The 14462-nt window shown below is 69.1% G+C and carries 11 protein-coding genes; 5 read left to right on the top strand and 6 right to left on the bottom strand.

The window, feature by feature from the left end; genetic code table 11:
- Positions 1 to 41: 41 nt before the first annotated feature.
- Positions 42 to 3431 (bottom strand): pyruvate carboxylase, encoded by a 3390-nt coding sequence (locus B1818_RS09395; RefSeq protein WP_078112557.1) that lies wholly within the window; start codon positions 3429 to 3431, stop codon positions 42 to 44.
- 250 nt (positions 3432 to 3681) lie between these two features.
- On the opposite strand from B1818_RS09395, the gene B1818_RS09390 reads away from it, so the two are divergent.
- Genes B1818_RS09390 through B1818_RS09375 form a run of 4 tightly spaced genes read left to right on the top strand, consistent with a single transcriptional unit; the run spans position 3682 to position 8322 of the window.
- Positions 3682 to 5436: a PEP-utilizing enzyme gene (locus B1818_RS09390; protein ID WP_078112556.1), complete on the top strand. Its 1755-nt coding sequence runs from the start codon at positions 3682 to 3684 to the stop codon at positions 5434 to 5436.
- The gene (locus B1818_RS09385) at positions 5436 to 6434 is read left to right on the top strand and encodes a TIGR03619 family F420-dependent LLM class oxidoreductase (protein ID WP_078112555.1); all 999 of its coding nucleotides are present in this window, start codon (positions 5436 to 5438) and stop codon (positions 6432 to 6434) included. The genes B1818_RS09390 and B1818_RS09385 overlap by 1 nt, the downstream gene beginning before the upstream one ends.
- Positions 6431 to 7534, top strand: coding sequence for a zinc-binding dehydrogenase (locus B1818_RS09380; RefSeq protein ID WP_058252831.1), 1104 nt, complete (start codon positions 6431 to 6433; stop codon positions 7532 to 7534). The genes B1818_RS09385 and B1818_RS09380 overlap by 4 nt, the downstream gene beginning before the upstream one ends.
- Positions 7531 to 8322, top strand: coding sequence for an SDR family NAD(P)-dependent oxidoreductase (locus B1818_RS09375; RefSeq protein ID WP_254859622.1), 792 nt, complete (start codon positions 7531 to 7533; stop codon positions 8320 to 8322). Before B1818_RS09380 ends, B1818_RS09375 begins: the two co-directional genes overlap by 4 nt.
- Before the next feature lie 348 nt (positions 8323 to 8670).
- Here B1818_RS09375 and B1818_RS09370 read toward each other — a convergent pair whose 3' ends face one another.
- Genes B1818_RS09370 through B1818_RS09360 form a run of 3 tightly spaced genes read right to left on the bottom strand, consistent with a single transcriptional unit; the run spans position 8671 to position 11592 of the window.
- Positions 8671 to 9717, bottom strand: a complete 1047-nt coding sequence (locus B1818_RS09370) for a zinc-binding dehydrogenase (protein ID WP_078112554.1) — start codon at positions 9715 to 9717, stop codon at positions 8671 to 8673.
- 7 nt (positions 9718 to 9724) lie between these two features.
- Positions 9725 to 10702, bottom strand: coding sequence for a TIGR03621 family F420-dependent LLM class oxidoreductase (locus B1818_RS09365; protein ID WP_078112553.1), 978 nt, complete (start codon positions 10700 to 10702; stop codon positions 9725 to 9727).
- Positions 10699 to 11592, bottom strand: a complete 894-nt coding sequence (locus tag B1818_RS09360; RefSeq protein WP_078112552.1) for a sugar phosphate isomerase/epimerase — start codon at positions 11590 to 11592, stop codon at positions 10699 to 10701. Before B1818_RS09360 ends, B1818_RS09365 begins: the two co-directional genes overlap by 4 nt.
- 98 nt (positions 11593 to 11690) lie before the next feature.
- Here B1818_RS09360 and B1818_RS09355 point away from each other — a divergent pair, with 98 nt between their 5' ends.
- Complete coding sequence (locus B1818_RS09355) at positions 11691 to 12209, top strand: VOC family protein (protein WP_078112551.1); 519 nt, start codon at positions 11691 to 11693, stop codon at positions 12207 to 12209.
- Here B1818_RS09355 and B1818_RS09350 read toward each other — a convergent pair.
- Together B1818_RS09350 and B1818_RS09345 are read right to left on the bottom strand one after the other, a co-directional pair.
- A complete protein-coding gene (locus tag B1818_RS09350; RefSeq protein ID WP_078112550.1) occupies positions 12206 to 12685 on the bottom strand; it encodes a nuclear transport factor 2 family protein in 480 nt (159 codons plus the stop codon). The two genes, B1818_RS09355 and B1818_RS09350, sit on opposite strands and share 4 nt — an antisense overlap.
- Before the next feature lie 26 nt (positions 12686 to 12711).
- On the bottom strand, positions 12712 to 14253 hold the full coding sequence (locus B1818_RS09345; RefSeq protein WP_368275486.1) for an aldehyde dehydrogenase family protein: 1542 nt from the start codon (positions 14251 to 14253) through the stop codon (positions 12712 to 12714).
- Between the last annotated feature and the right edge of the window lie 209 nt (positions 14254 to 14462).

Raw genomic sequence — 14462 nt, 5'->3', positions numbered from 1 at the left:
GTCGTGTCCGCGCCGCCACAGCGCGGACCCGACGCACCGCGTCAGTCCGTCGCGATGGTCAGCAGAAGATCCCCGCCGTCGACCTCGGTCGATCCCGACACCGCGACACGCTGCACGATCCCGGTGACCGGCGCGGAGATCGAGGCCTCCATCTTCATCGCCTCGATCGTGCCGATCGGTTCACCCCGGCGGAGTTCGTCGCCCTCCTTCACCGACAGCGTCACCACACCGGCGAAGGGTGCGGCGAGTTGCCCCGGGAGGGCGGGGTCGGCCTTCTCCGCGGTGCGTGTCGTCGACTCGACCGAGCGGTCGCGCACCCGAACCGGCCGCAGTTGCCCGTTGAGGATGCAGAGCACGTTGCGCATCCCGGACTCGTCCGGGTCGGAGATCGCCTCGAGCCCGATGAGTAGTTCGACGCCCTTCTCCAGCTCCACGCGATGTTCCTCGTCCTGGCGCAGGCCGTAGAAGAACTGGTTGGTGGACAGCCGAGACGTGTCACCGTAGGTCTCGCGGTGCTCGCGGTACTCACGATTCGGTCCGGGGAACAGCAACCGGTTGAGCGCATCACGACGCTCCGCCGACGTACCGGCGAGCGCCGCGAGGTCGCTCTCGGTCAGGGCGGTCACCGGGCGAGGGTCGGTGCGGCCCTCGAGGGCGCGCGTGCGGAGCGGCTCCGGCCACCCGCCCGCGGGCTCGCCCAGATCGCCCCGCAGGAAATCCACCACCGAGTCCGGGATGTCGTAGGCCGTCGGATCGTCCGCGAACTCGGCGGCGCTCGCGCCGGCGCCGACGAGTGCCAGCGCGAGATCGCCGACGACCTTCGACGACGGTGTCACCTTGATCAGTCGCCCGAGCACGGTGTCGGCGCCCGCGTAGGCCGCCTCGATGTCCTCGAACCGGTCCGCCAGCCCCAATGCCAGGGCCTGCTGCCGCAGGTTGGACAGCTGGCCGCCGGGGATCTCGTGGGCATAGACCCGGCCGGTGGGTGCCGGCAAGCCCGTGTCGAACGGCGAGTACGCTGCCCGGACCGCCTCCCAATATGGCTCGAGAGCGCAGCAGGCCGCGAGGTCGATCCCGGTGTCGCGGTCGGTGTTCGCCGTCGCGGCGACGATCGCCGACAACGGTGGCTGACTCGTCGTGCCGGCCAGCGGTGCGCTCGCCCCGTCCACCGCGTCCACCCCGGCCTCCCAGGCGGCGAGGTAGGTGGCCAGCTGCCCGCCGGCGGTGTCGTGGCTGTGCAGATGGACGGGCAGGTCGAACCGCGACCGCAAGGCGCGCACCAGGGTCGACGCCGCGGCCGGGCGCAACAGGCCTGCCATGTCCTTGATCGCCAGGACGTGTGCGCCCGCGTCGACGATCCGTTCGGCCAGCTTCAGGTAGTAGTCCAGGGTGTACAGGGTCTCGCCGGGATCGGAGAGGTCGCCGGTGTAGGACATGGCCACCTCCGCCACCGCGGTCCCCGTCTCCCGCACCGCGTCGATGGCCGGCCGCATCGCGTCGATGTTGTTCAGCGCGTCGAAGATCCGGAACACGTCGACGCCCGTGGCCGCCGCCTCGCGGACGAATGCGTCGTTCACCTCCACCGGGTACGGCGTGTACCCGACGGTGTTCTTGCCGCGCAACAGCATCTGCAGGCAGACGTTGGGCATCGCCGCACGCAGGGCCGCCAGACGTTCCCAGGGATCCTCCTTGAGGAATCGCAGCGCGACGTCGTAGGTCGCCCCGCCCCACGCCTCGACCGACCACAGCTGTGGGGTCATCCGCGCGACGTGCGGTGCGACGGTCGCCAGGTCCCGGCTGCGCACGCGGGTGGCCAGCAGCGACTGATGCGCGTCGCGGAAGGTGGTGTCGGTCAGCGCGAGTGCCGTCGACGCGCGGAGCTCGGCGGCGAAACCGTCCGGCCCCAGCTCCCGGAGTCGATCGCGGGACCCCGGCGGCGGTGGGGACGTGAGGTCGATCGTCGGTAGTTTGTCGACCGGGTACACCGCGGACGGTCGCTCGCCGTGCGGTCGGTTCACGGTGACGTCGGCGAGATACCGCAGGATCCGGGTACCGCGGTCGGCGGAGGCGTGCTGCTCGAGCAGGTCCGGTCGGGATTCGATGAACGAGGTGGTGACCCGCCACGCGCCGAAGTCGTCGTCGGCGAGAACCGCCTGCAGGAACGGGATGTTGGTGGCGACGCCCCGGACCCGGAACTCGGCGATCGCACGACGTGCGCGCGCCCGCGCGGTCTCCAGGTCCCGGCCGCGACAGGTCAGTTTCACGAGCATCGAGTCGAAGTGGGAGCCGATCTCGGACCCCAGGCCGACGCTCCCGTCCAGACGGACACCCGAGCCACCGGGCGTGCGGTAGGCGGTGATCCGCCCGGTGTCGGGCCGGAAGCCGTCGGTCACGTCCTCGGTCGTGATGCGGCATTGCACTGCCGCGCCGCGGATCTCGATCGAATCCTGGGTCAGTCCCAGCTCCCGCAGCGTCGCACCGGATGCGATCTGCATCTGGGTGGCGACGAGGTCGACGTCGGTGATCTCCTCGGTGATCGTGTGTTCCACCTGAATGCGCGGGTTCATCTCGATGAACACGTGCCGACCGTCGGAACCGAGCAGGAACTCTACGGTCCCGGCGCAGGTGTACCCGATGTGCCTGGCGAAAGCCACTGCATCCGAACAGATCCGATCACGGACAGCCGGGTCGAGCGCGGGTGCGGGGGCCACCTCGACGACCTTCTGGTGGCGGCGCTGGAGCGAACAGTCGCGTTCGTAGAGATGGATGACCTCGCCGGTGGCGTCCCCGAGGATCTGCACCTCGATGTGCCGGGCGTCGACCACCGCCCGCTCCAGGAAGACCGTGCCGTCACCGAAGGCCGTCGTGGCCTCGCGCGAGGCCGCCTCGATCGCCCCGCGAAGCCGCGACGGCTCATCGACGCGACGCATGCCGCGCCCGCCACCACCGGCGACCGCCTTGACGAACAAGGGCAAACCGACCGCATCAGCCGCGGCCACGAGCTCGTCCACATCACTCGACGGGGTCGACGAGGTCAGCACCGGGAGACCGGCCTCGGCGGCGGCCGCCACGGCCCGGGACTTGTCGCCGGCGAGTTCGAGCACCTCGGCGGACGGGCCGATGAAGGTGATCTGCCGGGTCGCACACGCACGGGCCAACTCGGCGTTCTCGGAGAGGAAGCCGTACCCGGGGTACACCGCATCGGCTCCGGACGTCGCCGCGACGCGGACCATCTCGTCGACCGAGAGGTACGCGCGGACCGGATGCCCGCGTTCGCCGATCTCGTAGGCTTCGAACGCCTTGGCCCGATGAACGGAGTTGCGGTCCTCGTGGGGGTACACGGCCACCGTGCTCGCGCCGAGCTCGACCGCGGCACGAAAAGCCCGTACCGCGATCTCGCCTCTGTTCGCGACCAGCACCTTCTCGAACATGGGTTTCCTTTCGTCACCGGATGCGCCGGAAGTAGCCACGCGAGAAGCGGGCGGCGCGGGAAGGATGTGACCCACATCCCTGGGCCTAAACGTCAGGTTACTCTACTCTAAGTAAAGTTAATTAGCGCCGCGACTGGCGGAGTCTTTACCCTCAAACTGCTGAGAAATATCTATGTACATGTTTCCATCTGTCGCAGGTTTCTATAGTGTGACTTGACATACAGCCTGTCACCTCGATGAGGAGGAACACATGAGTGACGAGCAGTCCGCGGGGGCGGTCGACATCGATCGCTGGATCACCGACTGGGAGTTCAGCAGCCGATACCCGGTGTACACACGCGCCAACGCCGGCGAAGTGCTGCCCGACCCGTCGAGTCCGCTGAACGTCACGATGGTCTGGAACAAGGGCCTCAACATCGGCTGGCGCCAGGGCTACGTCGACAACCTCGGCACTCACCTTGCCGAGGAGATCGACGAGGTGATGCCCGAGATCATCGGCAACTTCGGCGGCTACCACTACACGAACTTCTCGATGACCGAGCTCAACGGCGCCCGGCTCCCGGGGCTGACCGTGCCGGTGTGGAACAGCCTGTGGGTGGGCGACCATCCCGACATCCCCGAGTACGTACCCAAGCCGGGCGACGAGAACGCCGAACTGACGGCCGGTCTCGCCGAGAAGACCGCCTGGGCTCTCACGACCGATGAGTTCCCCGAAGCCGAGGAGGCCAAGCGCCGCGCCGACCGGGCACGCGACCAGCGTCCCGATCTCGCCGCGATGAGCGATGCCGAACTCGTCGAGCACGCTCGTTCGCTGCTCCCCGACCTCATCTACTGCTACGCCTATCACCCGGTCACCACGACGCTGTCGACGATGGGTCCGGCCGTGGCCGGTCAACTCCTCGAAACCATCGGCGAGGCAGACAAACTCGGCGATCTGCTCAGCGGACTGGGCGGCGTGGACTCGGCCGCCCCGTCGTATGCGATGTGGAAGCTCGGGCGCCTCGTCGCCGGTTCGTCCGAACTGACCGGGATATTCGACGACGGGCTCGCCTCCGCCCTCGACGCGATCACCGCGAGTGACTCCGCCGACGCCGCGAGGTTCCGGGAGGAGTTCGACGACTTCCTCTACCGCTACGGCTCGCGCGCACCGAACGAATGGGACATCCGATCGGACAGCTGGGAGACCAAACCCGTGCTGGCACTGATGGCCATCAACGGGATGCGCAACAGCCCGCCGGAGGCCGATCCCGAAGCGATCCTGCGCCGCAATCAGGACAAGCGACTCGCCCTCACCGAGGAACTCGCCGCCAAGATGCCCGACGCGGAGTCGGCCACCGCGTTCCGCAACGCGGCGAAGTCGATCACCAAGTTCATGCCGTGGCGGGAGCGCACGAAGACCGCGTGCGTGAAGATCATGGGTGAGATGCGGGCCGCCCTCTACGAACTCGGACACCGGATGGTCGGGCGCGGGGTCATGGACGACCATCACGACATCACGATGCTCGTCGACGACGAGCTCGATCGCTTCGTCGCCGAACCGGAGTCGTTCGCGGACACCATCAAGGAGCGACGCGAGCAGTATCTCGCCCTGTTCGATCTGCAACCGCCGTTCTTCCTGTTCGAACCGCTCCCCCTCTCGCAGTGGCCCCGGCGCACTGGGCAGCGGGTGGACCCCGCGGTGCCCGGTGACGTCCTCTCCGGTGTCGGCGGTGCCCCGGGTGTCGCCCGGGGACGCGCGCGAATCCTGCACGACCCGTATGAGGCCGAACAGCTGGAGGAAGGCGACATCCTCGTCGCGCCGCAGACCGACCCCGCCTGGACGCCGTTGTTCGTCTTCGCGGGCGGTGTCGTCGTCAATGTCGGCGCAACGATCACCCACTCGTCCATCGTGTGTCGTGAGCTCGGCATACCGTGCGCCGTTTCGGTTCAGGACGCGACGGCCCGCATCCCGGACGGCGCGATGATCGAGGTCGACGGCAACACCGGGTCGGTGACGATTCTCTGATGGCAACGACTGACGGGGCCCGCGGCACGACGATCGGGCTCGCCCTTCCTCAGCTCGGCGAGCACGTCGATGCCGCGGCGGTCCGCGACTTCGCGGTCGCCGCCGAGGAACACGGCTTCACCGGACTGTGGGCGCAGGAACACCTCTTCTACTCCGAGCAGAACGCGTCGGTCTACGGCGGCCGGCACACCACGGCGGTGCATCCCGCCTACCGTTCGGTGCTCGGCGCCACCGAGCTCATGGCATTCGTCGCGTCGTGCACCCGACGGGCGCTGATCGGGAGCAGCATCCTGGTTGCCGGGTACCACCGCCCGGTAGAGCTCGCTCAGCGTCTGGCCACTCTCGACGTGCTCTCCGGCGGACGTCTCGTCGCCGGGCTGGGCGTCGGCTGGTCCGACGAAGAACATCGACTCATGGACGTCGACCCCCGGACGCGCGGGCGCCGGATGGACGAACTCGTCCGCGCCGTCCAGGCGTGCTGGGGACCGGATCCCGTCGAGTTCGAAGGGGAGTTCTTCACCATCCCGACCTCCACCGTGCGGCCGAAACCGGTCCAGACACCACATCCGCCGCTACTGTCCGGGCTGCGGTCGGAACGCGGTCTCGCCCGCACCGCGGCACTGTTCGACATCTGGAATCCCAGCAGCGGCACAGCCGAGGCCCTACAAGCCCAGCTCGACGGGATGGCCGCGCAGCGTCCCGCCGGACGGGCGCCGGTCCGGCTGTTCCTGCGGTCCTACCTCCAGCGCCCCACCGACCCGGTGGGATCCGGCGGACAGGGCATCGACGGTGTGGCCGCCGATATCGCCACCGCGAAGGCGGTCGGTGCGGAACACTTCATCATCGAATGCAATTTCTCCGACGACATCCGGTCGCCGGAGGACTGGGCCACCATGCCCGAGCGGCTGGCGCCGCTGATCCAGCTCGTGCGCGACGACAGCTCCGCGGTGCCCGACTCGTCGGGCGCCGCCCGGCCCCAGAAGGAGAACGCATCATGAAAGCTGCTGTCTGGGAGGGCAGTACACCGACACTCGCCGTCGAGGAGATCCCGCGGCCGACGCCCCGTCGTGGCGAGATCCTGCTCAAGGTCACCGCGTGCGGGGTCTGTCATACCGACCTGCACGTACTGAAGTCCGAGGTGAACTTCCCCGCTCCCGCGGTCCTCGGCCACGAGGTCTCCGGCGTGGTCGAGGAACTCGGCGACGGCGTCGACACCCTCGCGGTGGGCGATCGGGTCGTGTGCAGCTTCATCATGCCGTGCGGCGAGTGTCGCCACTGCGCGCGCGGACTGGACGACCTGTGCGAGAAGTTCTTCGCCCACAACCGCCTCAAGGGCACGCTCTACGACGGTGAGACCCGGCTGGCCCGCGCCGACGGCACCCCGCTGGCGATGTACTCGATGGGCGGACTCGCCGAATACTGTGTCGTCCCTGCCTCGGACGCGTTCGTCGTCCCCGACGGGGTCGGACTGGGCGAGGTCTCCATCCTCGGCTGCAGTTCGTTCACCGCGCTCGGTGCCGTGACCAACGCCGAGCTGCGGCTGGCCGACCGCATCGCCGTCGTGGCGGCCGGCGGCGTGGGATCGTCGATCGTCCAGTTCGCGGCGGCGGCCGGAGTCGCCCAGATCATCGCGATCGACGTCAACGACGACAAGCTCAAGGCGGTGGCCGAGCTCGGTGCGACCCACACCGTGAACTCGCGCGACACCGACGTCGTCGCCGAGGTACGGGCACTGACCGACGGCCACGGCGTCGACGTCGCCTTCGAGGCCCTCGGGCACCCGAGCACCTTCGCGACCGCGCTGGACATCCTCGACGACGGTGGCCGCGCCGTGGTCGTCGGGATCGCGCCGGCCGGCACGCCCGGTGAGCTCGACCTGGCCCGTCTCGTGCGCCGCAGCCTGCAGATCCGCGGTTCCTATGGCGCGAAGGCACGACGTGACATGCCGGCGCTGCTGCGCATGGTCGCCGGCGGAATCGTGGAGCCGGAACGTGTGATCACCCGCCGCTACCGCCTCGACGAGGTCGACGAGGCCTACCAGGCCCTCGCCCGCGGCGAGATCGTCGGCCGGGCGATCATCGAGATGGACTCCGAGTGACCGAGTCCGTGTCCGGCACCGTCGCCATCGTGACCGGTGCCGGCTCGGGCATCGGCCGGGCGGTGACCGAGCTCTTGGTCGAGCGTGGGAGTTCGGTTGTCGCGGTCGACAACTCGCCTGCGGTTCTGGACGAGCTCGCGGACCGTCAGCGGGTCGTCCCGCTCGTGGGGGACGTGACGTCGACCGAGGACAACCGGCGCGCGGTCGAGACGGCGGTACAGCGCTTCGGTCGGCTCGACGCGTTGATCCTCAATGCCGGGGTGCCCGCTTCCGGGTCCATCGAGACCCTGGACCTCGACGTCTTCGACCGATCCCTCGACGTCAACCTCCGGTCGGTGGTTCTCGGTGTGCGCGAGGCGATCCCCGCGTTCCGGCGATCGGGGGGCGGTTCGGTGGTGGTGACGGCGTCGGCGACGGCGCTGGGCGGCGAACCCAACCGCTGGCCGTACGCCGCGGCGAAGGCCGGCGCGGTCAACCTCGCCCGGTCACTGGCCCTCGACCTCGCCGTCGACGGCATCCGGGTCAACTCCGTGTGCCCGGGGCCCATCGAGACCGGGATGACCCGGCGCATCGCCGTCAACACCCCCGAACGCTACGAGTCCCTGCGTCGGATGGTTCCCCTGCAACGCTGGGGCACGGCCGACGAGGTCGCCGAGGTGATCGCGTTCCTCGCCTCGCCGCTGGCCTCGTTCGTCACCGGCGCGACCATCCCGGTCGACGGCGGTGCCACCTGCGGCAGCGGACAGACCATACCCCCGGCCACGTTGGCGCACAGCGCTGTTCGGTGAACCGTCTTGTTCGCAGAGGCACCAACCATCCTGCTCCCTGAGGTGCGAGGAGCGATAGCGACCGACCTCCGCTCCTAATCCGAAAGAACGACATAACCATTGCTCCCTGAGGTGCGAGGAGCGATAGCGACGAGCCACGAAGGGTCCGGCGACCGAGGTTGCGAAGCCCTTCGTGGCTCGCTTCGCTCGCACCTCAGGGAGCAGGGGTGGACTCGCTTCGCTCGCACCTCAGGGAGCAGGGGTGGACTCGCTTCGCTCGCACCTCAGGGAGCAGGGGTGGGCTCGCTTCGCTCGCACCTCAGGGGGCGGGTCGTTCTTTCGGATCAGGGAGCAGGGGTTGGACAGGGATCACCGTCGTGGGTCGACGAGCACCTTGGTGTGTGAGCTACGGCCCGAATCGAGTTCGGCGAACATCGATTCCAGCTCGCCGAGGCCGATCGTCCCGGTGTGCAACGACGCGACATCGATACGCCCCTCGGCGACGAGCGTCATCGCACCGAGGAAGTCGGAGTGCGTGTACGCCAGGGACCCGATGACCGTCAGCTCGCGGCTCTGCCAGTCCCCGTAGCTCACCGACGAATCGGTGCCGGGGTATCCGAGCAGCGCCAATGTCCCACCGCGCCGGACGAGTTCGGCGCTGGGCTGGAACAACGAGGCCACTCCTGAGCACTCGAACACGACGTCGGCGCCGAGCCCAGAGCTCACTTCCTCGAGGCGCCGGGGCAGCTCGGACGGGTCGACGACATCGGTGAAGCCGAGCGCTGTCGCAGCGTCGCGACGGGCCTGGGACGGCTCGGACACGAGGATGCGGCCGGCGCCCGCGGCCCGGGCGTGCTGCGCGGTGAGCAGGCCGATCGGACCGGCCCCCTGGATCACTGCGTTGGCCCCCAACGGGATTCGTGCTCGACGCACCGCGTGGTAGGTGACGGTGGCGGGCTCCAACAGCGCCGCCTCGATGTCCGACAGGGCGTCGGGGACCGGAATCGCGCGGCGCGCGGAGACACGCAGCCGGTCCGCGAAACCCCCGTGGGCAGCCGCACCGGGAGAGATGCCGTTGGCCTCGGCGAACGCCAGATCACAGTGATCGGCGTGCCCGGCCCGGCACTGGGCGCACACGCCGCACGCCGGTCCGACACCCGCGACGACACGCTGCCCGACCGACACATGCGAGACCCCGTCGCCGATCTCGGAGACGGTGCCCATCCACTCGTGCCCGAACACCGCGGGCGGCAAGCCGGCGGACTGGTAGCCGTGCGTGTCTGTCGCACAGATGCCGCAGTACCCGATGTCGATGATCACCTCGCCGGGCCCGGGCGTCGTGTCGGCATCGTTGTTCGTCTCGATCACTCCCGGCTCGGCCACCCGAACATAGCGGGGCGCAGTCGTCGTGCTCATCGCTTCCTCAGTTCCCTGTCATGCGGGCGACGACCGGGGCGAACTGTTCCAGCGCTCGGTCGCCGATGGTGAAGTAGGAGAACCCGAACTCCTCGCGCCGTTGCTCGAGTTGCTCGCAGATGTCGTCGACGGATCCGACGAGTGCGTGCGGGAACGACCGCAGCTCGGCCGGCGTGAAACCGGTTCGTTCGCAGAGCGATTCCTCGGTGACGTCGGTGGCTCCGTCGATCGCGACGAAGTACGCGCCGGTCTCGAGCTCGATGTCGTCCATGCGGTCGCCGGCGCCGGCGCGGACCCAGTCGAGCTTCTTGTGGGTTTCGGCCACCGTGGACGTCGCCACGCTGTCGGAGCCGAGTTTTCCCGACCGGTTGTTGAAGTTGATGCTGACGATGTCGGCGGTGGCACCGGCGAGCGTGAGGACGCGTCGGGCGCCGCCGCCGATCATGATGGGCGGCGCCGTCTCCGGCACGGGGAGCGGCGCGAACCCGGTGGCGCGGACCCCACCGCGATCGACGTCGATCGGTTTCCCGATGAACTGCTGCTGGCAGAGCTCGATCGTCGCGGCCAGCCGGTCGATCCGTTCACCAGCAGGCGGGAACGGTACGCCCATCGCTTCGTATTCGGCGCCGAGCCAACCGGCACCGAGCCCGACCTCGATGCGGCCGGGGGCGAACATCGCCAGTGTCGCAGCCTCTTTCGCGAGAGCGACGGGCTCGTGATAACTGGCGCAGAACATCCGGCACCCGATCACCAGTTCGTCGGTGACCTCGGCGGCGACGGCCATGCTGGCGATCGGCGCGAGGGTGACCGGCCGGTGGGCGGTCGGGTCCAGCGCCGGGCCGGGTCCGATGTAGTGGTCGGACACGTGCAGAGCCGAGTACCCGAGGTCCTCGACCATGCGAGCGGTGTCCCGCCACTGTGCACCGGTCTCGGATCGGTACACCTGGGCGGCGAAGCGGAACGGACGCTTGGGGTGTGAGGTCATGACAGAACTTTCGAATCGTGGTGTCCAGGGGTCGGACACCGGTCGGAATCGGTGGATTCGGAGCCGACGGGCGCGGACGGCACGCGAGCCAGCAGGCGCCGGGTGGCGGTGCCCAGCTCGATCGCCCAGCGGCGCGGGTCCGCGGCGCCGCGGGCCGACGGGACTTCGACGCTGACCGACGCCGACGGCCCCAGGGCCCCCGCCAGTCGACGCAACGGGAGCGCACCGGCACCCGGTGGCAGTCGGTTTCCGCGCGCCTCGGTCATCGCGGTGGTGTCGTCGCGCGCCGGGCCGGTCATGCGGGCGTCGCACAACTGCCAGTACGGGATACCCCCACGTTCGACCTCGGCGCCGAGTCCGTCGACGGTCCCGCCCGCGCGCGACCAGTGCAGCGCGTCCAGCAGCAGCCCGGCTTCGGTGGCCCCCGATTCGTCGAGCAGCGCCCGGCCTGCCCGCAGGTCACGGACAGCGGTGAACACCATGGGCTCGAGGCAGCAGCGCAGGCCGAACTGGGCGGCCGCCTGCGCGAGTGCGGCGAGATTGTCTCCCGCCCGGTCGGCGTCGTCGTCGAGAACGGTGGCGATGAGATAGCGGGCGCCGAGAGCGGCTCCCGCGAACAAGACGGGCTCCCAGTCGGATCGCGACGAACCCGGGTGGATCTTCACGACCTCGACGTCGAGCACGGCCAGTCCGTGATCGTCGAGAGCAAGGAGGGTGTCGGCGAGCAGACGCGATCCCTCGGCCAGGAGATGCCCGCGTTCACCGGGCCGGTCGGACACCCGCACCCCGACCGCGTCGAATCCCCCGGCCGCCGCGTATTCGATGAACCGCGGCGGTGGCACCGCGAGCGCGGACAGCGACGCGAGTGAGACGAGGCGTGTCGACGACATGGTCCCGCCCTCTCCTCTAGTTACTTTAATCTGACTAGTGTTACATGGACCATAGTAGTCCTCCCGCACCTGCTGTCCAGTTCCGATGAGGAGTCCACATGCGTCCCACCCTCGGCACGATCGCCCAACTCGCTTACATCGTCGACGATGTCGCGGTCGCCGCGGAGCGGTTCTCGGAACGGACTGGCGCGGGACCGTTTTTTATGCGCCGCAACGTGATAGACCACGCACACGGAGCCGGTGCGGAAGCCGGCGAGTTCGATCATTCGTCGGCCTACGGCCAGTGGGGCAGCGTGCAGGTCGAACTCGTCGAGGTCCATTCGGCGGCGCCGGCGGCGTTCGCCGTCACCACCACATCCCGCGGCCGGGTCCATCATGTCGCGACGTTCGTGCCCTCGTTCGCCGGCGAACAGGCCCGCCTCGACGCCCTCGGGTATCCGGCGCTGCTGACGGCGACGACCTCGAGCGGAAATGCGTTCGCATTCCATGACACCCGAGCCGACGACGGCCATCTGGTCGAGATCTACGAACCCGCGCCGTCGATCCTCGCGCTGTATGCGAAGGTCGCCGCGGCCGCCGACGGATGGGACGGCCGCCGGCCCGTCCGCGAGTTCTAAGCCGTCGTTGCGAGGAGTTCGGCGGCTCGTTCGCGCGCGAGCGCGAGTACCTGTGGATTCCCCGAATTCCACAGCACCGTCAGCCGTTTCGCGCTGATCCGCCACTCGCCGTCCACCCGCGCCAGGTCGTCGGTGTAGTAGCCGCCGATCGTGAACATCGCGTCGCCTCCCGCATTCGGCAGCACGTGCTCGGCCCGGACATACGTGACCACGCGTCCGGTGCCGGCCGCCGCGTCGACGGTGATGTCGTAGTTCGACAGGAAGTGTTGCGAGGCCGCGAGTCCGGGGAAGAGCATGCGGCCGCGCTGTACCCAGTCGTCGGCGCGGAAGCGGCCGGCATGGCCCGCCCGGTAGCTCGAGTAGTCGATGTCTATCTCGTCGGTGAACACCGAGCGATAGAGCTCCCAGTCACGCAGGTCGATCCCCCGCGCGAAGCGCGCCATCAGCGACACGATCGCCTCGTGGTCGGTGGTCATGAGTCGGTCCTCTCCGTGCGCAGCCCTCACGCGGGCATCTGCAGCGAGATCTTCTCGAAGTACTCCTCGAGACCGTCGGGCCCGAGCTCACGACCGATGCCCGACTTCTTCATGCCCCCGAACGGAGCCATCGGGTTGAAGCGGCCGCCGTTGATCGCGACCTGACCCGTACGCAGCCGTCGCGCGATCGCGACCGCGGCGTCGTCGTCGGCGGCGAAGACCGCCCCGGACAGCCCGTAATCGGAGTCGTTCGCGATCGACACCGCCTCGTCGACGTCGGAGTACGTCAGCATCGCCAGGACCGGACCGAACACTTCTTCGCGGGCGATCTCCGCCGAGTTGTCGACCCCGCTCACGACGGTGGGTCGGACGAAGTAGCCCCCGGCGAGCCTCGAGTCGAGATCCGGCACCGGGCCGGCACCGCCGACGAGCACGCGCGCGTCGCACGGAAGGGACTCCAGGAAACCCAGCACGACACGCCGCTGCCCGGCCGAGGCCATCGGACCGACGTCGACAGCCGGGTCGAGTGGATCGCCGACGGTCATGGCACCCACGAGCTCGGCCACCCGCTGCTCCACCCGGGACAGGTCGTCCCGCGACACCAGCAGTCGGGTCGTCGCCGCGCACGTCTGGCCGTTGTTGACGAAGCAACCGCGGACGGCCGCGGCGACGGCCGCGTCGAGATCGGCACCCGGAGCCAGGATGAACGCCGATTTGCCGCCGAGCTCCAGGGTCACTTTCTTGATTCCTGATGCAGCGAGTTCCGCAACGGTGGCCCCAGCCGAGGTGGAGCCGGTGAGACTCACCAGATCGACCCCCGGATTGGTTGCGAGTCGCTGTCCGACCTCGCGGCCCGGACCCGACACCACATTGAGCACGCCGGCCGGGAGACCGATGAGGTCGGCGATGTCGGCGACGGCGAAGGCCGCGAGCGGTGCGACGCTGCTGGGCTTGACCACCGCGGTACACCCCGCCGCCAGCGCGGGCGCCACCTTGGCCGCCAGTTGATACAGCGGGTAGTTCCACGGCGTGATGGCCCCGACGACACCCGCCGGCACCCGCAGGATGCGCGAGTTCCCGCGACGTTCCTCGAGCGGCAATGCCTCCAGGGCATCGGCCATCGTCCGGAAGACCGCGACCCCGAGGCCGACCTGCACGCCGCGCGAACGGCTGATCGGCGTGCCGACCTCGCGCGTCATGATGGTTGCCAGCTCGTCCTCGCGCGCGGCGAGTTCGTCGGCGAAGCGCCGGAGGACGGCGACCCGGTCCGGCACCGGCACCTGCGACCAGGTCTCGAAGGCGACCGATGCCGCCTCCACCGCGGCGTCGCAGTCGGCGGTGTCCCCGTCCGGCACCCGGGCGAGGATCTCTCCGGTCGCAGCCTCCCGGACGTCGATCCGGGCGTCGGACGACGACGCCACCCAGCGCCCACCGATGTAGAGCTCGTCCCGATCCGGGACCCGGCCGGCTCCCGGCCCACCTCCGGGGACGGCCCCCGGGTTGCCTGCGATCGTCGCCTCGCTCATGTCGCGCCTCTCAGCCGTCGGCCGCTCAGTGGCGGCGGTCACAGGTGAACTGTAGCGGCAAAAGCGTATGTGGTGTCAAGTAAGTGCCTCAAGGGCTAACTCTGTTCACAGTTTGGCCAACTTTCTTGACATGAACTACTATTTGGGTAGTTTATGAGCAGCGTCACAGCAATGGAGTACCCGGTTGTCCGGTCACCCACCGGTCAGCACAGACCCGCCCCGACCCGGGGCCCGACCCTCGCCTGCAGGAG

It is taken from the genome of Gordonia sp. IITR100 (assembly GCF_002009645.1).
GTDB classification, from domain to species: domain Bacteria; phylum Actinomycetota; class Actinomycetes; order Mycobacteriales; family Mycobacteriaceae; genus Gordonia; species Gordonia hongkongensis.
Note: the sequence above shows the minus strand (reverse complement) of the source record. Positions and strands in the feature narration are given on the sequence as shown.